The 19,467-nt window shown below is 59.4% G+C and carries 21 protein-coding genes; 2 read left to right on the top strand and 19 right to left on the bottom strand.

The features are described 5' to 3' along the window. Window position 1: 1 nt before the first annotated feature. The 13 genes from QD461_RS14145 to QD461_RS14205 all read right to left on the bottom strand — a co-directional run bounded on the left by QD461_RS14145 (window position 2) and on the right by QD461_RS14205 (window position 12,230). Window positions 2–595: an AAA family ATPase gene (locus tag QD461_RS14145; protein WP_414088325.1), complete on the bottom strand. Its 594-nt coding sequence runs from the start codon at window positions 593–595 to the stop codon at window positions 2–4. A 157-nt stretch (window positions 596–752) separates the two neighbouring features. Continuing rightward, window positions 753–1,724: a lipoyl synthase gene (gene lipA, locus QD461_RS14150; RefSeq protein ID WP_414088326.1), complete on the bottom strand. Its 972-nt coding sequence runs from the start codon at window positions 1,722–1,724 to the stop codon at window positions 753–755. 35 nt (window positions 1,725–1,759) lie between these two features. Next, window positions 1,760–2,008 carry a GlsB/YeaQ/YmgE family stress response membrane protein gene (locus QD461_RS14155; RefSeq protein ID WP_414088327.1) on the bottom strand — a complete coding sequence of 83 codons (249 nt, stop codon included), beginning with the start codon at window positions 2,006–2,008 and terminating at the stop codon, window positions 1,760–1,762. Between the two features lie 70 nt (window positions 2,009–2,078). Continuing rightward, window positions 2,079–2,333, bottom strand: a complete 255-nt coding sequence (locus QD461_RS14160; protein WP_414088328.1) for a GlsB/YeaQ/YmgE family stress response membrane protein — start codon at window positions 2,331–2,333, stop codon at window positions 2,079–2,081. Between the two features lie 55 nt (window positions 2,334–2,388). Beyond that, window positions 2,389–3,834 (bottom strand): dihydrolipoyl dehydrogenase, encoded by a 1,446-nt coding sequence (gene lpdA, locus QD461_RS14165; RefSeq protein WP_414088329.1) that lies wholly within the window; start codon window positions 3,832–3,834, stop codon window positions 2,389–2,391. 52 nt (window positions 3,835–3,886) lie between these two features. Next, window positions 3,887–4,528 (bottom strand): SGNH/GDSL hydrolase family protein, encoded by a 642-nt coding sequence (locus QD461_RS14170; RefSeq protein ID WP_414088330.1) that lies wholly within the window; start codon window positions 4,526–4,528, stop codon window positions 3,887–3,889. A gap of 24 nt (window positions 4,529–4,552) precedes the next feature. Further along, window positions 4,553–5,923: a pyruvate dehydrogenase complex dihydrolipoamide acetyltransferase gene (locus tag QD461_RS14175; RefSeq protein WP_414088331.1), complete on the bottom strand. Its 1,371-nt coding sequence runs from the start codon at window positions 5,921–5,923 to the stop codon at window positions 4,553–4,555. A gap of 15 nt (window positions 5,924–5,938) precedes the next feature. Then, window positions 5,939–7,321 carry a pyruvate dehydrogenase complex E1 component subunit beta gene (locus tag QD461_RS14180; RefSeq protein ID WP_414088332.1) on the bottom strand — a complete coding sequence of 461 codons (1,383 nt, stop codon included), beginning with the start codon at window positions 7,319–7,321 and terminating at the stop codon, window positions 5,939–5,941. A gap of 16 nt (window positions 7,322–7,337) precedes the next feature. Beyond that, window positions 7,338–8,381 (bottom strand): pyruvate dehydrogenase (acetyl-transferring) E1 component subunit alpha, encoded by a 1,044-nt coding sequence (gene pdhA, locus QD461_RS14185; RefSeq protein WP_414088333.1) that lies wholly within the window; start codon window positions 8,379–8,381, stop codon window positions 7,338–7,340. Window positions 8,382–8,538: 157 nt separating this feature from the next. Next, on the bottom strand, window positions 8,539–8,850 hold the full coding sequence (locus QD461_RS14190) for an FtsB family cell division protein (RefSeq protein WP_414088334.1): 312 nt from the start codon (window positions 8,848–8,850) through the stop codon (window positions 8,539–8,541). Between the two features lie 234 nt (window positions 8,851–9,084). Continuing rightward, window positions 9,085–10,359, bottom strand: coding sequence for a phosphopyruvate hydratase (gene eno / locus QD461_RS14195; protein ID WP_184708473.1), 1,275 nt, complete (start codon window positions 10,357–10,359; stop codon window positions 9,085–9,087). Window positions 10,360–10,506: 147 nt separating this feature from the next. Continuing rightward, window positions 10,507–11,346 (bottom strand): 3-deoxy-8-phosphooctulonate synthase, encoded by an 840-nt coding sequence (kdsA, locus tag QD461_RS14200; protein ID WP_414088335.1) that lies wholly within the window; start codon window positions 11,344–11,346, stop codon window positions 10,507–10,509. Further along, window positions 11,343–12,230 carry a VOC family protein gene (locus QD461_RS14205; protein ID WP_414088336.1) on the bottom strand — a complete coding sequence of 296 codons (888 nt, stop codon included), beginning with the start codon at window positions 12,228–12,230 and terminating at the stop codon, window positions 11,343–11,345. Before QD461_RS14205 ends, kdsA begins: the two co-directional genes overlap by 4 nt. A 418-nt stretch (window positions 12,231–12,648) precedes the next feature. Here QD461_RS14205 and lexA point away from each other — a divergent pair, with 418 nt between their 5' ends. Continuing rightward, window positions 12,649–13,371 (top strand): transcriptional repressor LexA, encoded by a 723-nt coding sequence (lexA, locus tag QD461_RS14210; protein ID WP_414088337.1) that lies wholly within the window; start codon window positions 12,649–12,651, stop codon window positions 13,369–13,371. Here lexA and QD461_RS14215 read toward each other — a convergent pair. The 4 genes from QD461_RS14215 to QD461_RS14230 are packed head-to-tail and all read right to left on the bottom strand — an operon-like array spanning window position 13,352 to window position 15,808. Continuing rightward, window positions 13,352–14,101, bottom strand: a complete 750-nt coding sequence (locus QD461_RS14215) for a hypothetical protein (RefSeq protein WP_414088338.1) — start codon at window positions 14,099–14,101, stop codon at window positions 13,352–13,354. The two genes, lexA and QD461_RS14215, sit on opposite strands and share 20 nt — an antisense overlap. Further along, window positions 14,101–14,700, bottom strand: coding sequence for a ComEC/Rec2 family competence protein (locus QD461_RS14220; protein WP_414088339.1), 600 nt, complete (start codon window positions 14,698–14,700; stop codon window positions 14,101–14,103). The genes QD461_RS14215 and QD461_RS14220 overlap by 1 nt, the downstream gene beginning before the upstream one ends. Window positions 14,701–14,702: 2 nt before the next feature. Continuing rightward, complete coding sequence (locus tag QD461_RS14225) at window positions 14,703–14,945, bottom strand: ComEC/Rec2 family competence protein (protein WP_414088340.1); 243 nt, start codon at window positions 14,943–14,945, stop codon at window positions 14,703–14,705. Beyond that, window positions 14,855–15,808, bottom strand: a complete 954-nt coding sequence (locus QD461_RS14230) for a DUF4131 domain-containing protein (protein ID WP_414088341.1) — start codon at window positions 15,806–15,808, stop codon at window positions 14,855–14,857. Before QD461_RS14230 ends, QD461_RS14225 begins: the two co-directional genes overlap by 91 nt. A 281-nt stretch (window positions 15,809–16,089) precedes the next feature. Here QD461_RS14230 and gltA point away from each other — a divergent pair, with 281 nt between their 5' ends. Continuing rightward, entirely contained in the window at window positions 16,090–17,379 is a 1,290-nt protein-coding gene (gene gltA, locus QD461_RS14235) for a citrate synthase (protein WP_092845187.1), read from the top strand. Window positions 17,380–17,407: 28 nt separating this feature from the next. Here the strand turns inward: gltA and lpxB are convergent, their stop codons facing one another. Together lpxB and QD461_RS14245 are read right to left on the bottom strand one after the other, a co-directional pair. Beyond that, entirely contained in the window at window positions 17,408–18,589 is a 1,182-nt protein-coding gene (gene lpxB / locus QD461_RS14240) for a lipid-A-disaccharide synthase (RefSeq protein WP_414088342.1), read from the bottom strand. Then, complete coding sequence (locus tag QD461_RS14245) at window positions 18,586–19,467, bottom strand: LpxI family protein (RefSeq protein WP_184708485.1); 882 nt, start codon at window positions 19,465–19,467, stop codon at window positions 18,586–18,588. Before QD461_RS14245 ends, lpxB begins: the two co-directional genes overlap by 4 nt.

Below are 19,467 nucleotides of genomic sequence, written 5' to 3' on the forward strand. Positions count from 1 at the left end.
ATTAAGCAGGACGGCCAAGAAGATCAAGAAGCTGACGCATTTCGCCGCGGGATTTCAGCTGTAAAACGGGCACGTTCGGGCCATGCTGCGCGAGGCCGGCAATAACTTTGGGCGAGAATTTCTCTTCAAATGTCCAGATGAAATGCAGAAATTCCCAGTCAACTTTCTCGATACAGCCCGGCGCCATTTCAGGGCGCGTGCGGCCCATCCACTTGATCCAGCGGGAGATTGCACCCCAGACACATAGCAGACGCGGCATCCGCACCCAAATGACGAAATCGGTGCGCGGCAGGCGCACATCAAATGTCGACGGGTTGGTGCCGTCCAGGATCCATCGCTCTTCCTGAACCTTGGCGACGATGATAGCGCGTTGCTCTTCCTTATCGCGCTGCACCCAGCCGGGCAGCCACAGGACGTCGCGATCGATGGAGACATAGGTTAGGCCGAAACGAGTGGCGATCTTCTGTGATAGAGTCGATTTCCCGCCACCGGAGCAACCCATGACGAGAATGCGATTCGCCCGTCTAATAAGGGTAGCAGCCTCTTCAAGATCAACGGCATGGGAAAGCGCCTGCGGCGCAACAGTCTGCTCCACGGTCCAGCTCCATAGTCTCATCTAAAGCGCCGACATCGATCACAAACGGCGGCGTGTTCCCTAAGCCGCTCACATGACGAAGACATGACGGCGCGAACAAAAACCGCGGCACAATCGCCGCGGTTCCTTCAAAAGATAAAGCTGGATGGTTTTCGGCTTACTCTGCTGCCAGCATCAGCTTCTTGGCGCGAGCGGCGCGCAGGCGCTCGAAATCGTCACCTGCATGATGCGAGGAGCGCGTCAGCGGGCTCGATGACACCATGAGGAAACCCTTGGTGTAAGCCACAGTCTCATAGGACTTGAACTCTTCTGGCGTGACGAAACTCATGACCTGATGATGCTTGCGCGTCGGCTGCAGATACTGGCCGATGGTCAGGAAGTCGACGTCGGCGGTGCGCAGGTCATCCATCAGCTGCAGGACTTCGTTACGCTCTTCACCGAGGCCGACCATGATGCCCGACTTGGTGAACATGGTGGGGTCCAGTTCCTTCACCCGCTGCAGCAGGCGAACCGAATGGAAGTAGCGTGCACCGGGGCGTACCGTGAGGTAATTGCCAGGCACGGTTTCCATATTGTGGTTGAAGACGTCGGGCTTGGCGGCGACGACGCGCTCCAGAGCGCCCGGCTTCTTCAGGAAGTCCGGCGTCAGGATTTCGATCGTGGTCCCCGGCGAAGCGGCGCGGATCGCCCAAATCACCTTCTCGAAATGCTCGGCACCGCCATCTTCCAGGTCATCGCGGTCGACCGAGGTGATGACGACGTGGCTGAGGCCCATCTCCTTGACGGCTTTCGCCACATTTCCCGGCTCGGCCATGTCGAGCGCGTTCGGCTTGCCGGTCGCGACGTTGCAGAAGGCGCAGGCGCGCGTACAGATCTCGCCCATGATCATGAAGGTGGCGTGCTTCTTGTCCCAGCACTCACCGATATTCGGGCAGCCGGCCTCTTCACAGACCGTGACGAGCTTGTGCTCCTTCACGATCGAACGCGTTTCGGCATAGCCCTTCGAGGTCGGCGCCTTCACGCGGATCCAGTCCGGCTTGCGCAGAACTTCGGTATCCGGCCGATGCGCCTTCTCCGGGTGTCGTACGCGCTTGGCTTCCGAGTTGATCGTGTCGAGAATGGTGACCATGAAACGTCTACTTTCCGCCGCTCAAATGCGGCCCTTCATCGCCGTGCGACTTTGGCGAGGAATATCAGAATGCATGCACCGATGAAACCGGTGATGAAAAAGCCGAGCCGGCCGCCCGGTACGCCAACATGCAGGGCCACCAAAAGCCCTGTAGCGACTACCGAGCCGGCAATACCGAGGATGATGTTGAGAATGATGCCATAGCGCGTATCCATCAGCTTGCCAGCGAGCCATCCCGCAAGACCCCCGATGATGATCAGACCCAGCCAACCAACGCTTTCCATCAAACCCTCGTTTCAAGCGCAACTCAGGACAATTCTGCCGAACGCCGCGCTGCCTCTTACCGATAATGCGCTACACGATCAATCTCGCCAGCAGCACCACGACGATCGCGCCGACGGTGGCATGGATGATTTCCACCACCAGCGCATTTTCAATGCCGAGCGAGATCCCGAAATAGTTGAACAGGAAACCGCCCACAAAAGCGCCGATCACGCCGCTCACCAGACAACTGATGAGGCCGCCGCCACCGACGATCAGGCTCGCGAGAAACCCCGCGACCAGACCGATGAGAAGAAAGACGACCCAACCTTGCGCAGCTATAGACATGTTGATTTCCCTTCCTGTTTTCCACCCTTCGGATAAAGGGCATGGCAGGAAATTATCAAGCGTTCAGCACTCGGCCATAGGCATCGAGCACAGCTTCCTTCATCGTTTCCGAAACGGTCGGATGCGGGAAGATCGTGTGCATCAGCTCTTCTTCGGTCGTCTCCAGGTTCATGGCGACGACGAAGCCCTGAATGAGTTCGGTCACTTCTGCGCCGACCATGTGTGCGCCCAGCAATTCGCCGGTCTTCTTGTCGAAGATGACCTTGCAGAGGCCCTGATCCTCACCGAGCGCGATCGCCTTGCCGTTGGCAACAAAGGAGAAGCGGCCAACGCGGATGTCGCGGCCGAGTTCCTTGGCCTTGGCTTCCGTCAGGCCGACTGAAGCGACCTGCGGATGGCAATAGGTGCAACCCGGGACCTTGCTCTTGTCCGTCGGGTGAACGTTCGGCAGGCCGGCAATCTTCTCGATGCAGACGACACCCTCATGCTCGGCCTTATGAGCCAGCATCGGCGGACCGGCAACGTCGCCGATGGCATAGATGCCCGGTACGTTGGTCTTGCCGTAACCGTCGATGACGACGCAACCGCGGTCGGTCTTCACGCCCAGCGCCTCGAGGCCGAGGTTTTCGATGTTGCCCTGCACGCCGACGGCCGAGATCATGCGGTCGGCAACGATCTGCTGAACCTTGCCGTCTTCGGTTTCGACATGGGCGGTAACGCTGTTGGCAGCCTTGTCGACCTTGATGACCTTCGCCTTGGTGAAGATCTTCAGGCCGCGCTTCTCAAGCTGCTTGCGGGCGATTCCGGAGATTTCGGCATCCTCGACCGGCATGATCGTCGGCATGACTTCGACGACGGTGACGTCGACGCCCATCGAGCGATAGAAGCTTGCGAATTCGATGCCGATCGCGCCCGAGCCCATGACGAGCAGCGACTTCGGCAGGAAGTCCGGCTTCAGCGCCTCGAAATAGGTCCAGATCAGCTTACCATCCGGCTCGATGCCGGGCAGAGCGCGCGGACGTGCGCCAGTCGCCACGATGATGTGCTTGGCGGTGTAGGTACCCTCGCCCTTGACATTCTTCGGCACCGGATGCTGCGGCTCGACGACCGGCTTGGTCGACTTGCTGACGACGATTTCGCCGGGCTTGGTGATCTTGGCTTCGCCCCAGATGACGTCGACTTTGTTCTTCTTCATCAGGAAGCCGACGCCGGTGTTGAGGCGGGCGGAAACGCCGCGCGAGCGGGCGACGACCGCCTTCACATCAGCACTCACCTTGCCTTCGAGAACGAGGCCGTAATCCTTGAGATGGTTGGAATGATCGAGGATCTCAGCAGAACGGAGCAGCGCCTTTGTGGGGATGCAACCCCAGTTGAGGCAGATGCCGCCCAGGTGCTCGCGCTCGACGATCGCGGTCTTCAGGCCAAGCTGGCCGGCGCGCACGGCGGCGACATAACCGCCGGGACCGGAGCCGATGATAATGACGTCGTAATTCTCAGCCATGTGTTTCCTGCCTTATTGGTGGCGGCGGATCGAAGCCGGCGCCTTAACTGTATCAGAGACCGAGCATCATCCGCACGATCGGCTCGAGGCCGCGACCAAGAGCTCGGGTATTTTCCGCATCGAGATGTACGCCGTCGAGCGGCGTGGTGACGGCAACTGTATTGGCATCGAAGAAGCCGCAGCCCAGTTCGTCGGCCAGATCGCTATAGAGCGTCGGCAGCTTGCTCGATTCCTTGACTGCGCCGAGATAGCTCGCCGCGAAAGCGGCATTGGCGGTCTCGGAGATCGCCGGCGGGGCGACGATGAGGATATCCGGCACCTCATAGTCGAACCCCCAGGCGTGATTGCGCACAAGCTGAACCAGCCGGCTGATGCCCTGCAGAGCAGCGAATGCCGAGCCGGCAACAACCGGCTTCATGTCATTCGTGCCGAGCAGGATGATCACAAGATCTAGGGGATTGTGGCTCTGCAGGATCGTCGGCAAAATCCTCGCGCCGTTGCGATCGCAGTCGGCGAGATGATCGTCGAAAGCGGTCGTGCGGCCGTTCAATCCTTCCGGGATCACGCGTACCTGGTTGCCGAGCGCCTTTTGCAGCACGCTCGGCCACCGATCTTCATAGACATGACGGCCGACCGTCTCGGCGCTGTAGCCCCATGTCAGCGAGTCGCCGTAACACAGAACAGTCTTGGTCATTCATGCCCTCCGTATTGCCAAGGCTCAGACGAGCATCCCCATCGGATTTTCGATGTAGCCCTTGAAGGCTGCCAGAAGCTCGGCGCCGAGCGCACCGTCGACAGCGCGATGGTCGGTCGACAGCGTGACGGTCATCACGTTGGCAATCACCATTTCGCCCTTCTTGACGATGACACGCTGTTCGCCAGCGCCGACGGCCAGAATGGTCGCATGCGGCGGATTGACGACGGCCGCGAAGTTCTTGACGCCCATCATGCCCATGTTCGACACGGCAGTCGTACCGCCCTGATACTCCTCGGGCTTCAGCTTGCGCTCCTTGGCGCGCTTGCCGTAGTCCTTCATCTCGTTGGAGATGGTGGAGAGCGTCTTCTGCTCGGCGCTGCGGATGATCGGCGTGATCAGGCCGCCCGGAATGGAGACGGCAACACCGACATCGGCATGCTTGTGCTTGACCATTGCGCTATCAGTCCAGGAGACGTTGGCATCCGGAACGTCGCGCAGTGCCAGCGCCAGGGCCTTGATGACCATGTCGTTGACAGAGAGCTTGTAGGCCGGAACGCCGTCCTTCGACTTCGGCGCGGAATCGTTGAGCTGCGTGCGGAGCGCCAGCAGTGCATCGAGTTCGCAATCGACCGAGACGTAGAAGTGCGGGATCGTCTGCTTGGATTCCTGCAGGCGCTTGGCGATCGTCTTGCGCATGCCGTCATGCGGCACGAGCTCGTAAGAACCCTGCTCGAACAGCTTGAGGACGGCATCGTCGGACATGCCCTTCGGTGCGGCCGGAGCAGCAGCGGCGGCGGGCTGAGCAGCCGGCGCTGCTGCCGGAGCAGCCTTGGCGGCGCCGCCGGAAACAGCAGCTTCAACGTCCTTCTTGATGACGCGGCCATGCGGGCCTGTGCCGGAAACTGCCGTCACATCGATGCCGGCTTCCTTGGCAAGACGGCGTGCGAGTGGCGACGCGAAGGTGCGATGACCGTCGTTTGCAGCATGAACCGATGCGACCGGAGCCGAGGCGGGTGCGGCAGGAGCCGAAACGTTTGCCGGAGCAGGCGCCGCAGCGGGAGCGGCCGCAGGGGCCGCCTCTGCCTTCGGTGCTTCCTTGGCAGCCGGAGCAGCAGCGGCCGCGCCGGAAGCTGCAGCAGCGACATCTTCACCATCGGCGGCGATCACGGCGATCAGGGCATTGACCTTCACGCCTTCGGTGCCGGCTGGAACGACGATCTTGGCGACGGTGCCTTCATCGACGGCCTCGACTTCCATCGTTGCCTTGTCAGTCTCGATCTCGGCGATCACATCGCCGGACTTGATCTTGTCGCCTTCCTTGACGAGCCACTTGGCGAGGTTACCCTCTTCCATGGTCGGCGAGAGGGCAGGCATAGTGATGTTGATAGGCATCGATGAGCCCTCCCCTTACTTGTAGCAAACGGCCTTCACCGCATCGACCACTTCAGCGACGCTCGGGAGCGCCAGCTTTTCGAGGTTGGCGGCGTATGGCATGGGTACGTCCTTGCCAGCGATCGTCAGGATCGGCGCATCGAGATAGTCGAAGGCCTGCTGCATGACGCGGGTGGCAATTTCCGTGCCGACGGAGGACTGCGGATAGCCTTCCTCGACGGTGACCAGGCGACCGGTCTTCTTGACCGATTCGATGATCGTCGGAAGATCCATCGGACGGATGGTGCGCAGGTCGATGAGTTCGACATCGATGCCCTGGGCTTCCAGCTCGGCGACGGCCTTCGTGGCATAGGTCATGCCGATACCGAAGGAGACGACCGTGACGTCCTTGCCCGGACGGTGGATGCGGGCCTTGCCGATCGGCAGAACGAAGTTATCCAGCTTCGGCACGTCGAAGTGCTGACCGTAGAGGATTTCATTCTCAAGGAAGATGACCGGGTTCGGATCGCGGATCGCAGCCTTGAGCAGACCCTTGGCGTCGGCTGCCGTGTAGGGCATGACGACCTTGAGGCCCGGAATATGGCTGTACCACGAAGCATAGTCCTGGCTGTGCTGGGCGCCGACGCGCGCTGCCGCCCCGTTCGGACCGCGGAAGACGATCGGAGCGCCCATCTGGCCACCGGACATGTAGAGCGTCTTGGCGGCGGAGTTGATGATCTGGTCGATCGCCTGCATGGCGAAGTTGAAGGTCATGAACTCGACGATCGGGCGAAGGCCGGCCATTGCAGCGCCGACGCCGATACCGGCAAAACCATGCTCGGTGATCGGGGTGTCGATGACGCGGCGAGCGCCGAATTCCTGCAGCAGGCCCTGGGTAACCTTGTAGGCGCCCTGGTACTCGGCCACTTCTTCACCCATGACGAAAACGTCCGGGTTGGCGCGCATTTCTTCGGCCATCGCGTCGCGCAGCGCTTCACGCACCGTCATCGACACCATTTCGGTGCCGGCCGGAATTTCCGGATCGGCGGCAGCGGCAACCTTCGGCTGGGCCGGAACCGGCGCAGCTGCTGGAGCCGGAGCGGCGGCGGGAGCTTCGGCCTTTACCGGCTCAGCAGCAGGAGCTGCCTTCGCCGACGAAATGGCATCGGCCGATTCACCATCCTGCAATAGGATAGCGATCTTGGCGTTGACCTTGACGCCTTCGGTGCCGGCGTCGACCAGCAGCTTGCCGATGATGCCTTCGTCGACGGCTTCCACTTCCATGGTAGCCTTGTCGGTTTCGATTTCGGCAATGACGTCACCGGAAACGACCTTGTCGCCTTCCTTCTTGAGCCATTTCGAAAGTGTACCCTCTTCCATCGTCGGAGAAAGGGCGGGCATGAGAATGTCGATGGGCATAGTGTCCCTCCCCGATTTAGAGCAGAATGTCGGTGTAGAGCTCGGATGCATCCGGCTCCGGATCGTTCTGGGCGAAATCGGCGCTGTCTGCGACGATGTCGCGGACATCCTTGTCGATATCCTTCAGATCGTCCTCGGTCGCCCAGCCCTTTTCGAGAAGGCGAGCGCGAACCTGCTCGATCGGGTCATGCTCGGAGCGCATCTTCTGCACTTCGTCCTTGGAGCGATACTTCGCCGGATCGGACATCGAGTGACCGCGATAACGGTAGGTCAGCATTTCAAGGATGATCGGGCCCTTACCGGAGCGGCAATACGCAACGGCTTCGTCAGCCGCGGCCTTCACCGCACGAACGTCCATGCCGTCGACCTGGATGCCTGGAATGCCGAAGGAGGCACCGCGCTTGGAGAAGTCAGCCTGTGCCGTTGCGCGGGCGGTCGAGGTGCCCATGGCGTAACGGTTGTTTTCGATGACGAAAATCACCGGCAGCTTCCAGAGCTGCGCCATGTTGAAGCTTTCGTAGACCTGGCCCTGATTGGCAGCGCCATCACCAAAATAGGCGACGCTGACATTGTCATTGCCGCGATACCAGTTGGCAAAGCCGAGGCCGGTACCGAGCGAGACCTGGGCACCGACGATGCCGTGGCCGCCGTAGAAATTCTTTTCCTTGGAGAACATGTGCATGGAGCCGCCCTTCCCTCGGGAATAGCCGCCCTGACGCCCGGTCAACTCAGCCATGACGCCACGTGCGCTCATGCCGGTTGCCAGCATATGGCCGTGATCACGATAGCCGGTGATGACCTGGTCGCCATCCTTCAAAGCCATCTGCATGCCGACGACGACAGCTTCCTGACCGATGTAAAGATGACAGAAGCCGCCGATGAAGCCCATGCCGTAAAGCTGGCCGGCCTTCTCTTCGAAGCGGCGGATCAAGAGCATCTCACGATAAGCGTTGAGCTCCGCATCACGATCGAAATCCGCGATCGGACCGCCATTGGTTTCCTTGACGGATCTTGATGCTGTTTTACGGCTGGAAACGGACGCGTTTTTTCGCGGCGCCATTCAACCCTCCCTGTGTGAGTAGCCTCGTTTCTTGTCGAGGCGTAACATAGGCAAGATTATCCGCTACAGCAATGCCATAATTGCATGGCTCATATTCTTTGCAAGTTATTGATATAGCTATAAAAAATCCAATTAACCGAAATTCGGTTAATTATGGCTATTTATTGAAAATGACGATCTCGTTCGCCTTGGAATACGTCAACTGATAGCGCGCATACTGGTCGAGCATATCCTTATCCAGGGAGCCGTCGCTCAGCAGAGCGACCTCCTTTTCGAGGTGCTCGCGCTTGGCGACGAGATCCGCCAACTCTTTGCTACGGTCGATGCGACGCTGTTCGAAAACCTCGGTTGCCTTCAGGCCATAATCGCCGTGAACACAATGATAACCGAAGTAACTCACAAAAGCGATCGTAATGGCGGGCAGAATGAAACGGCCGAACTTTTTCTTCTTATGATACTTTGTCCACATACTCGCTCGAAACGCTCTTGCCGTTAGGCGATCTCATCAAGGCCAGCGCCGCGAACATTGCGGCCGTAGACAAGATCACATCAAATCAAACACCTAGCGCTAAATTAACCGGCAGAGATTAACCGTCCGTTGACTCTAACTACGGCGGCCAACAAAAAACCGCGCCCTGGGGCGCGGTTCGACTTCAGCACATCGTGCGAGGTGCGGATCCGTGAGGATACCGCGGATCAGGCATCAGCCGCGCAGGATGGAGCGACCGGCGTACTTCGCCTGCGGGCCAAGCGCTTCCTCGATGCGGATAAGCTGGTTGTACTTGGCGAGACGGTCGGAGCGCGACAGCGAGCCGGTCTTGATCTGGCCGCAGTTGGTGGCAACGGCGAGATCGGCGATGGTGGAATCTTCCGTTTCGCCCGAACGGTGCGACATGACGGCCGTGTAGTTGGCCTTGTGCGCGGTTTCGACGGCGTCGAGGGTCTCCGTGAGCGAGCCGATCTGGTTGACCTTGACCAGGATCGAGTTGGCAACGCCCATGCGGATACCGTCGCGCAGGCGAGCAGAGTTGGTGACGAACAGGTCGTCGCCGACGAGCTGTGTCTTTTTGCCGATCAGGTCGGTGAGCGTCTTCCAGCCTTCCCAGTCGTCTTCAGCCATGCCGTCTTCGATCGAAATGATTGGATACTGAGCTGCGAGTTGAGCGAGGTACTCTGCCATAGCGCCGGATTCCAGCGTGCGGCCTTCACCTTCGAGCACGTACTTGCCGTCCTTGAAGAATTCGGTCGAAGCGCAGTCGAGGCCGAGAGCAACTTCTTCACCTGGCTTGTAACCGGCCTTTTCGATGGACTTCATGATGAAGTCGAGGGCGGCCGGAGCGCTCGAAAGGCCCGGCGCGAAACCGCCTTCATCGCCGACGTTCGTGTTGTGGCCCTGCGCTGCCAATTCCTTCTTGAGGACATGGAAGATTTCCGAACCGATGCGAACGGCGTCGCGGATGGATTCGGCGCCAACCGGCAGGATCATGAATTCCTGGAAGTCGATTGGGTTGTCAGCGTGGGCGCCGCCGTTGATGATGTTCATCATCGGAACCGGCAGCAGGCGGGCGTGAGCGCCGCCAACATAACGATAGAGCGGCAGGTTGGCGCTCTGGGCAGCAGCCTTGGCGACAGCAAGCGAAACACCGAGGATGGCGTTGGCGCCGAGGCGCGACTTGTTCGGCGTGCCGTCGAGCTCGATCATGATGTTGTCGAGCTGGATCTGATTTTCGGCATCCATGCCGCCGATCGCATCGAAGATTTCCGAGTTGACGGCTTCGACGGCCTTTTCAACACCCTTGCCATGGTAGCGCTTGCCGCCATCGCGAAGCTCGACGGCTTCATGTGCGCCGGTCGACGCGCCCGACGGAACCGCCGCGCGGCCCATGCTGCCATCTTCGAGGTAGACATCGACTTCGACAGTCGGATTGCCACGGCTGTCGAGAATCTCGCGGGCGATAATGTCGGTGATTGCGGTCATGATAGCTTCCTGCTCGCTGGTTTATAAATCGATTTAAATCGTCATAATCGAAGGCGCGGAAATTTCAATGCGGAACCGCGCCTTGATTTGACACTCCTACAGGCCGCCTAGTGCAAATTCATGTCAGCCTGTTGAATGCCTGTATTTTCAAGCCTTGGCGATGGCGTCGAAGGCCAGCAGCTTCTCGAGAAGCCGCGGCATATCCTTCAGATACACCATGTTCGGGCCGTCTGACGGCGCGTTGTCCGGATCCTCATGCGTTTCGAGGAAGACGCCGGCAACACCGACAGCAACGGCGGCGCGCGCCAGCGTCTCGACGAACCGGCGGTCGCCACCTGTCGAACCACCCTGCCCGCCGGGCTGCTGCACCGAGTGAGTCGCATCAAAGATGACGGGCGCACCCATCGCCGCCATGATCGGCAGCGAGCGCATGTCGGAGACGAGCGTGTTGTAGCCGAAGGAGGCGCCGCGCTCGCAAAGCAGAATGTTCTGATTGCCGCTGTCATTGAGCTTGGCAAGCACGTTCTTCATGTCCCATGGCGCCAGGAACTGGCCCTTCTTGACGTTGACGACGCGGCCGGTCTGGGCGGCGGCGACCAGAAGATCGGTCTGGCGCGATAGAAAGGCCGGGATCTGCAGGATATCGACCGTCTTGGCAACGACAGCGCATTGCTCTTCTGTGTGGATATCGGTCAGAACAGGAAAGCCATATTCCTTCTTCAGATCAGCAAAGACTTCCATCGACTTCTCAAGACCGATGCCGCGCTTGCCCGACAGCGAAGTACGGTTCGCCTTGTCGTAAGAGGATTTGTAGACGAGGCCGATGCCGAGCTTGTCGCAGAGCTCCTTCAAAACGCCGGCGACCATGAAGGCATGTTCGCGGCTTTCCATCTGGCAGGGACCGGCAATCAGGGAGAGCTTGGCGGTGTTGGAAAACAGAACCTTGGAGGCTCCCTCGCCGACAACCACTTCGGAATTCGTGCTCATGCTATCTCCTCGAAGGCGAACACTGCGCCATGTTCAGGCGCCAGCCGCGCCAAAATACGATTGTTCTTACGCGTATATGTGACGCCGTTAGCAGCGAAATGCGACGATGTCACGGAAAGATCGCGTGTTTTGAAAAGGATTGCCCGCGCCCGCAGACCCGGATCTTCGTTGCCGACCCGCAAGTCGTAAAAGGCTTCCATGCCCTCCGGGGTCAGAAGCTCGATATCGGCATTGGCAGATCTTACCGTCAGTCCGAAGGAATGCTCCGATACCTTTGGTCCGCTGACGACCTCTTCGAAAAAGCTGCGGAAGGCGGCCGGCCGCGTTGCCGAGATCGCTACCCGCGCAATGCCGCTGACACCGTTTGCATGGCGCTCAAGCACACCGCGATCGGTGGGCAGCGGATTGATGCGCTGGCAGCTGAATGCGAGCAAATCGGGCGAACGCAGGTCGGACGCAAAGGCCAGGCGAAATCCGGCCACGGTTTCCGTTCCGTCAGGCATTTTCATCGGCCGTGAGAAATCCAGCATCGGGCCGGCCGAGATCGCTGCGGCTTTGAAGCGCTCATCATCCGCTACGGCATCATTCGTTCCGAAAACCACGGCAGAGAATCCGTCTTCTCCGACGCGAAAGCGATAGGCCTGGTCGCGCGCCACGAAGACATTGCCTTCGATAAAGCTCGCCTCGCACTGTTCTTGCGAGGCTACACCCAAAGGTTCGAGATAGGTCTTGTCGGAAAAGAAGACGCAGGCATTTTCGGTGCCGAAGGGATGGCGCGCATCGGGAGCAACCGTAAAGCCGAGCTTGCCGAGCCGCTCGCGCGCCAGGGCGATGTTGATCGTCGGCAACACGAGATGATCCAGCGGATGCGGCAACGAAGTCATGGCTTCTCCTCTTTCCCAACGGCGGTAGATTTGCGCCCATCCATCGCGTATTTCAAGATGAAAGCGAAGCGCGCGACGACAGCTCCAAGTGCGCAATATGATCGCGCAAACGTGATTGCTGATTCTCCCCTGTAGCCGGCTCAGCTGGCTTGATTTCGAGATCGCCGAACCAGAACGCAGACGGAAAAATCCGGTGTCAACCTAGGCCTGAAAAGGAGGAATTCCCCATATTTTTCACAATGTTATATCTATTTCAGCACGCTGGCTTTTACAGCCCGTCCATTCGCGGGTGATAATTATTTAATTGTCCGAGCAAGCTTTTAACGAAATTTAAGTGCTTGCGGAACACATATGGAACATATAGTGTCCGTTCTGGATTTGTTTCACGACCTTTTCTTGATTCTGGGGTTCCAAGACGATGTTGACGCGCAAGCAACAGGAACTGCTTCTCTTCATTCACGAGCGGATGAAGGAGTCCGGCGTTCCGCCATCCTTCGACGAGATGAAGGATGCGCTGGATCTGGCCTCCAAGTCCGGCATTCACCGCCTCATCACGGCATTGGAGGAGCGCGGCTTCATCCGTCGCCTGCCGAACCGCGCCAGGGCACTTGAGGTCATCAAGCTCCCGGATGCCTATAATCCGAGCTTGCAGCCGCGCCGCGGCTTTTCGCCAAGCGTTATCGAGGGCAGCCTCGGCAAGCTCCAGCCGGTCGCGCCCCCGCCTCCGCCGAAAGTAACCCATGAAGATCACAGCAGTTCGGTATCCGTACCCGTGATGGGCCGCATCGCTGCCGGCGTTCCGATCTCGGCCATTCAGAACAATACGCATGACATAACCGTCCCCGCCGATATGCTCGGCGCTGGTGATCATTATGCCTTGGAGGTGCGAGGCGACTCGATGATCGACGCCGGCATTTTCGACGGCGATACAGTCATCATTCGCAATTCGACGACAGCAAACCCCGGTGATATCGTCGTTGCGCTTGTCGACGACGAAGAAGCAACGCTGAAGCGCTTCCGTCGCAAGGGTGCATCGATCGCTCTCGAGGCTGCCAACCCTGCCTATGAGACCCGTATTTTCGGACCGGATCGCGTCAAGGTTCAGGGCAAGCTTGTCGGGCTCATTCGGCGTTATCACTGACAGGTGACACCGGCGCGATTGGCGCGCCGAATGTCCCCGTGCGCCGATCATAGGTTCGTTGCCGCGTCCATGGCCGTTGCGGATCTTCGAATGCTGTAAGGACAGTGGGCTTGTCGCCGCTCAGATCCATTTCGACCGAGCCGGTCCGCCTTAATGTCGCGCCTGTATAAAGCGTTGCGCCGGAGCGACAATGATCGAGGCGCAGACGTATTGATGTGACGACGATATTCGCCGTATCGCAGGCCGGTGGAAGATAGGCGGCATTTTCGATCGTTACCAACACGGCGCCATTTTCAAGCATCGCCACGCACCACGCACCTTTCTGACAGGCGAAACGCCCCTGCATGGTTCGATCGAGAGCATCCTCCATTGCCCTGCGGACCGCCTTCTGTTCGTCGTTGTTCAATCGACGGCGACGCTCGGCCTTGCTGATCTTAGGCAGGCTGCTGTCGGCAACAAGCATGGTGGGAGGCTGATGTTCGAATGCGACGAGTGCCGTTTGCCATTGCTCGAAAATGAAAGCCTGCGGCCTTTCCCGGTTAGTCGCCAATATATTGTCCTGCTCTAGTGCGACCAGGACACCATCCTCGGAAATCATGAGATCGGGCTTGGATACGCCCGAACCCAAAGCCGCTGCCCCAATCGTTGCAAGCGCGAGCAACAGTCCGAGATGGCGCAGCTTGGTGCGCAAAACGCTCATCATCAGAAAGCCGGCAATGAAGGTCGGCATCAGCCACGGCGGCTGACGTCCAAACGTAATATCGCCGCCCCAGCCGGCGACCGTCTTGGCGACCAGAATGACGAGCTCCAGTCCCTCCCCGTGACTTTCCAGAATGGCCCGTCGAGACCAAAAGGCATCATCAACATCGCAGCCATGCCGAATGGCATCACGATGAAAGAAACGATCGGCATAGCGGCGAGATTGGCGGGAAGGCCATATGTCGCCAAACGATGAAAATGCTCTATCGAGAAGATTGCCGTCGATGCGCCGCCGATGAATGAGGTCGATAATATCCCACCGAAAAAGCGTGCAACGAACAGCAATGGGCCGAGGAACCTAAAGCGCGAAAGCATATTTTCGCGATGCGGCCGTCGTTTCCAAAGCGTATAGCCTGATACCAGCGCGAGCGTTGCTGCATAGGACATCTGAAAGCTAGGCCCAAGCACCTGCGACGGCGAAAGGATGAGGATGACGATTGCCGAGAGCGCCACGTTTCGCAGACTGAGCGACGGTCGATCGAACAGAACCGCGACCAGCATGATCGCCATCATGATGAAGGCCCGCTCCGCCGATACGCCGAAGCCGGAAATGAGGTAATAGGCGGTCACTGTCAGAAGCGCGCCGAAGGCGGCGATCTTCTTGGTTGGGTAAGCCTGGGCAAGACCCGGAAAAGGCTAAATAAATAGCGCAGCCCGACATAGAAGATACCCGCCGACAATGCCATGTTCAGGCCGGAAATGGCGATGATATGGGTGAGCCCGGCTACTCGGAGCGCTTCGGTCGTGTCGTCCGAAATCGCCCGTCTCTCGTCGGCGACAAGTGCCGCCGCAAAGGCTCCGGTATCGCCGGGCAAAGTCCTTCGGATCCTGTCCCAATGCTGTTGCGAAGACCGGCGAGCCAGATGTCCACCTTGGCCAGCCACGACGTCTCCGAATTGTCACTACTCAGAGATAAAAGTATCGGCGGGCCATAGGCAAAGCCATTCGCGCCAATGCCGTTGAAATAGGCACTGAAGGCGAAATCGTTGAGACGCGGCAATGCGGGGCCGGCGGGCGGCGTCAGTCTCGCCCTCACCTGAATGCGGTCGCCCAGATTGAAGGGTTCGGCCTGTTTGCGCACGTAGATGGTCACGCGCTCCGGTGGCCTGTGAATGGAAGGATTCTCGGTCGCGTCGACTTTAACGATGTACCGCCAGCGTCCATTGTCGTAGGTCTCGCGCCTCTCGATCCGACCGGTCACGGTCGTCGTCACGGCCGAGTCGAGCATGATGGTCGAAGCCCGCCAGCTTTCCCAGTGCGCAAGGGCCATGCCGAGGCTTGTGAGCATGCCGGCGAACAGCAGGTGCCGAAGCAACCGGCCCGCCTCCCTATTGAACACAAATCCGCATGTCAGCAGAAGAAGCACTGCCAGAACCGTTTGCAGGGGAGGATCGCTGTCAAAGGTGAACCAAAAGATCGCGCCGACGCCCATATAGATCGGCGCAAGCAGGATAGCGCGACCGTGGACCGCCTCCTCTTCAATCAGCCGGCCGATCGCGACTCGCATGCGACCAAGGGCGAGATAAAACCGCACGATCAGCGATACCTGATCTTGCGTACGCTCCCGTTGCCCGGTTTTGATACGCAAGGTGATTGAGGCGACGGCATGACGATCCAGCGAAGGCAGAGCAAGGTCCCGGCCATCCTCCTGCTGCTCCGGTGCCTCCAAATTAGGCATTCGCCGCCTGCCCCACGCAAAACCACAGCTTCCGCGCGATTTTTGCCGTCACCACCAGGTGATTTCAACCAAAATCCGCATGATTGCGACGAAAAAGAGCCTCGCGCGTCACACGCTATGACCAACGCATTTAGTGCAGTGCCCAAAAGTTGATACTGCGATGCACAAATCGGCACTCGGATAACTTGGCATTAGGCTCTGGATCATATAGCTAGTCGGTAGTCGCTTAACCTTTTGGCGCTTTTTATGGCGTCAATCCCGCCAAATCTTGGAGGATCAGCATGACGGAACAAAGCGCGAAACTAACTTGGGGCGAAAAGACGGTGGACTTGCCGGTCAAGACCGGAACCATCGGCCCAAGTGTCATTGATATTGGTGCCCTTTATAAGAACACCTCCACGTTCACCTACGATCCTGGCTTCACCTCGACCGCGTCGTGCGAGTCCAGTATCACCTATATTGATGGCGACGAAGGCGTCCTGCTGCACCGCGGCTATCCGATCGATCAGCTGGCCGAACACGGCGATTTCCTGGAAGTCTGCTACCTGCTCCTCTACGGCGAATTGCCGACGGCAGCCCAGAAGAAGGACTTCGACTATCGCGTCGTGCACCACACGATGGTGCATGAGCAGATGTCGCGCTTCTTCACCGGTTTCCGCCGCGACGCGCATCCGATGGCCGTCATGTGCGGCTGCGTCGGCGCTCTGTCGGCCTTCTATCACGACTCGACCGACATCACCGATCCGCATCAGCGTATGGTCGCAAGCTTGCGCATGATCGCCAAGATGCCGACGCTCGCCGCCATGGCTTATAAGTACCATATCGGCCAGCCCTTCGTTTATCCGAAGAACGATCTCGACTACGCATCGAACTTCCTGCGCATGTGCTTTGCCGTTCCTTGCGAAGAATATGTGGTCAATCCGGTGCTCGCTCGCGCCATGGACCGCATCTTCATCCTGCATGCCGACCACGAGCAGAATGCATCGACCTCGACGGTTCGCCTCGCCGGCTCTTCGGGTGCCAATCCGTTCGCCTGTATCGCAGCAGGCATTGCCTGCCTCTGGGGTCCGGCTCACGGCGGCGCCAACGAAGCCGCGCTGAACATGCTGAGCGAAATCGGCTCGGTTGACCGCATTCCGGAATACATCGCGCGCGCCAAGGATAAGAACGATCCGTTCCGTCTGATGGGCTTCGGTCACCGCGTTTACAAGAACTACGATCCGCGCGCCAAGATCATGCAGAAGACGGCGCACGAAGTTCTCGGCGAACTCGGCATCAAGGACGATCCGTTGCTCGATATCGCGATCGAGCTCGAGCGCATCGCCCTGACGGACGAATATTTCATCGAGAAGAAGCTCTATCCGAACGTCGACTTCTACTCCGGCATCACGCTGAAGGCTCTCGGCTTCCCCACGACCATGTTCACCGTTCTGTTCGCTCTCGCCCGCACCGTCGGCTGGATCGCTCAGTGGAACGAAATGATCGAAGATCCGCATCAGCGCATCGGCCGTCCGCGCCAGCTCTACACCGGCGCCCCGCTGCGCGAGTACGTACCGGTTTCCAAGCGCTAAGCTTCGGAAATGACACTAAAAAAGCCGGTTAGAAATGACCGGCTTTTTTGTTGGACAGAACTTCGAGAACGATCGCCGCCGCCTTGTCACCGGGTGGTTCTTCCGTCTGCATTCGCTGCCAGACAAGGTCATAGCCGGCAAGCATAGCCGCACGCTCCGGAGTATCTTTCGACAGGCGCTCCATGTAGCGCGCAAGCATGCCCGGCCGCAGAACGTCATTGATGAGTTCGGGCAACACGGCATAGTCGGCAATAATATTCGGAAGAGCTGCTGTCCATATCTTGATGCGCGACATCACGAATTTGGCGAGCCACTCCGTCTTGTAAGTCGAAACGACCGGAACGCCGGCGAGACCCAGCTCCAGAATTACTGTGCCTGACGCGGCCATGGCGGCATCTGCCTGCGCGAAAGCCTCCCATTTTGCTTTCTGGCCGACGACGATGTCCGGCTTGATACGCCAGTTTTCAAGCAGTGAGCGCACCAGAGCTTCCTGCTTCGGCACGGTCGGCAACAAAAAGCGGACATTATCGTTTCGCCGACTAAGTTCTTCGGTAGCCTGCTCAAAAACCGGCACAAGCTGACGGATTTCCGAGCCACGCGAACCGGGCAATAGAAGCACGGTCTTCGTATTGTCGCCGGCACTGGGATCGCGCAGCGCGCGCAGTCGGCGCGTCTCGCGCAGATCCGCGTCGACAGTCAGACGATGGCCGACATAGGTCGTCGCCGGGCCACCCAGCCGCTCCATCGCCTCGGGCTCGAACGGCAGCACGGCGAGCACGTGATCGACATAGGCGAGCATCTTCTGCGCGCGGTATTCCTTCCACGCCCAGACGCTGGGGCAAACGTAGTTGATAACCGGCAGATCGGGCAGAGCCTTGCGGACGCGCTTGGCGACGCGATGGGTAAAATCGGGGCTGTCGATGATCAGAAGAGCATCGGGTCTGGCGGCGACGATGGCGTCGGCCGTCTGGCGGATGCGCGCCAGCAGCTTCGGCAGCCGCTTGATCACCTGGATAAAGCCCATGATCGAAAGCTCGGAATAATCAAACAGCGACCGAAGGCCTTGGGCCTCCAGCGCCTCGCCGCCAACACCGACCAGTTCAACCGGTCCGGCATATCGCCGCTTCAACGCCGCAACGAGATCGCCGCCGAGAAGGTCGCCCGAAACCTCACCCGCCACGACCGCAAGTTTCAAAGGCGCAGCACTCAAAAGAAGCCCTCCGCGCTCAAGCCTCGATCGATACCGCAGACGAAAATGCCGGCCTCGTCGGCCGCCGCGATCACTGCTTCACGGTCGAGAACCAAAGCTCTGCCTGCCTCTACCGCAACGCCGGCCAGCCCGGCCTTCTTCGCATTGTGCACAGTTGAAACGCCGATCGACGGCAAGTCCGCGCGAACATCCTGCTGCGGCTTGCACAGTTTGACCAGCACGCCGCGGCGGCGCGTCGATATGCGACCTTCGGCGCGTAGCTCGGCGACACGCTCGATCATCTTGTCGGTGCCTTCGGCGCCCTCTAGCGCGACGACGCGACCGCCAACGCTCACCGCACCCTGCCCGACATCGAGAAGGCCGAGCGCATCGGCAGCCTTGGCGCCCTGTGCGATATCGCGAAGATCCTCATCCGAGGGCGAAAGCCGACCGAGAGGCCCGGTGGAAGCCAGGAGATCTGGCGCAATTTCATGCGCCCCGACGACGCGAACGCCACCGGCTTCGATGAGGCGAATGACCATCTGCAGGACGGCATTATCGCCGCCGGACAGGAGGGTTCGTATCGTCGAGGGCAATTCCCTGATGACGCGCCAAGTCGGATGCACTTCCCGCCAGGCAGGTCGCCGCGCCACGCCGCCGGACATGACGACACGATCGACGCCATAGCGGCGGAACATCGCTTCAAGGCCGGCAAAATTTCCAACACCGAGATTGGCGTGATCGAAGCTGGACCAGTCGCGGTCCGCCTCATTGGTCAGTGCGATAACAACGGGATCTTCGCCAGCCTGCCGGGCAGCGTCGGCGACATAAACAGGCAAAAAACCACTGCCCGCGATAATCGCCAGCCTGCCCTTGCCGTCTTGGCCGGCCGAAACCAC

Origin of the sequence: Rhizobium sp. BR 314 (assembly GCF_047445805.1) — a bacterium.
GTDB lineage: Bacteria > Pseudomonadota > Alphaproteobacteria > Rhizobiales > Rhizobiaceae > Rhizobium > Rhizobium lusitanum_B.

Bases quoted from the DNA above. Each gene is read 5' to 3' on its own strand.
- lipA (WP_414088326.1), bottom strand. From the start codon at position 1,724: ATGGTCACCATTCTCGACACGATCAACTCGGAAGCCAAGCGCGTACGA.
- QD461_RS14155 (WP_414088327.1), bottom strand. From the start codon at position 2,008: ATGGAAAGCGTTGGTTGGCTGGGTCTGATCATCATCGGGGGTCTTGCG.
- QD461_RS14160 (WP_414088328.1), bottom strand. From the start codon at position 2,333: ATGTCTATAGCTGCGCAAGGTTGGGTCGTCTTTCTTCTCATCGGTCTG.
- lpdA (WP_414088329.1), bottom strand. From the start codon at position 3,834: ATGGCTGAGAATTACGACGTCATTATCATCGGCTCCGGTCCCGGCGGT.
- QD461_RS14170 (WP_414088330.1), bottom strand. From the start codon at position 4,528: ATGACCAAGACTGTTCTGTGTTACGGCGACTCGCTGACATGGGGCTAC.
- QD461_RS14175 (WP_414088331.1), bottom strand. From the start codon at position 5,923: ATGCCTATCAACATCACTATGCCTGCCCTCTCGCCGACCATGGAAGAG.
- QD461_RS14180 (WP_414088332.1), bottom strand. From the start codon at position 7,321: ATGCCCATCGACATTCTCATGCCCGCCCTTTCTCCGACGATGGAAGAG.
- pdhA (WP_414088333.1), bottom strand. From the start codon at position 8,381: ATGGCGCCGCGAAAAAACGCGTCCGTTTCCAGCCGTAAAACAGCATCA.
- QD461_RS14190 (WP_414088334.1), bottom strand. From the start codon at position 8,850: ATGTGGACAAAGTATCATAAGAAGAAAAAGTTCGGCCGTTTCATTCTG.
- eno (WP_184708473.1), bottom strand. From the start codon at position 10,359: ATGACCGCAATCACCGACATTATCGCCCGCGAGATTCTCGACAGCCGT.
- kdsA (WP_414088335.1), bottom strand. From the start codon at position 11,346: ATGAGCACGAATTCCGAAGTGGTTGTCGGCGAGGGAGCCTCCAAGGTT.
- QD461_RS14205 (WP_414088336.1), bottom strand. From the start codon at position 12,230: ATGACTTCGTTGCCGCATCCGCTGGATCATCTCGTGTTGCCGACGATC.
- lexA (WP_414088337.1), top strand. From the start codon at position 12,649: ATGTTGACGCGCAAGCAACAGGAACTGCTTCTCTTCATTCACGAGCGG.
- QD461_RS14215 (WP_414088338.1), bottom strand. From the start codon at position 14,101: ATGCCGACCTTCATTGCCGGCTTTCTGATGATGAGCGTTTTGCGCACC.
- QD461_RS14230 (WP_414088341.1), bottom strand. From the start codon at position 15,808: ATGCCTAATTTGGAGGCACCGGAGCAGCAGGAGGATGGCCGGGACCTT.
- gltA (WP_092845187.1), top strand. From the start codon at position 16,090: ATGACGGAACAAAGCGCGAAACTAACTTGGGGCGAAAAGACGGTGGAC.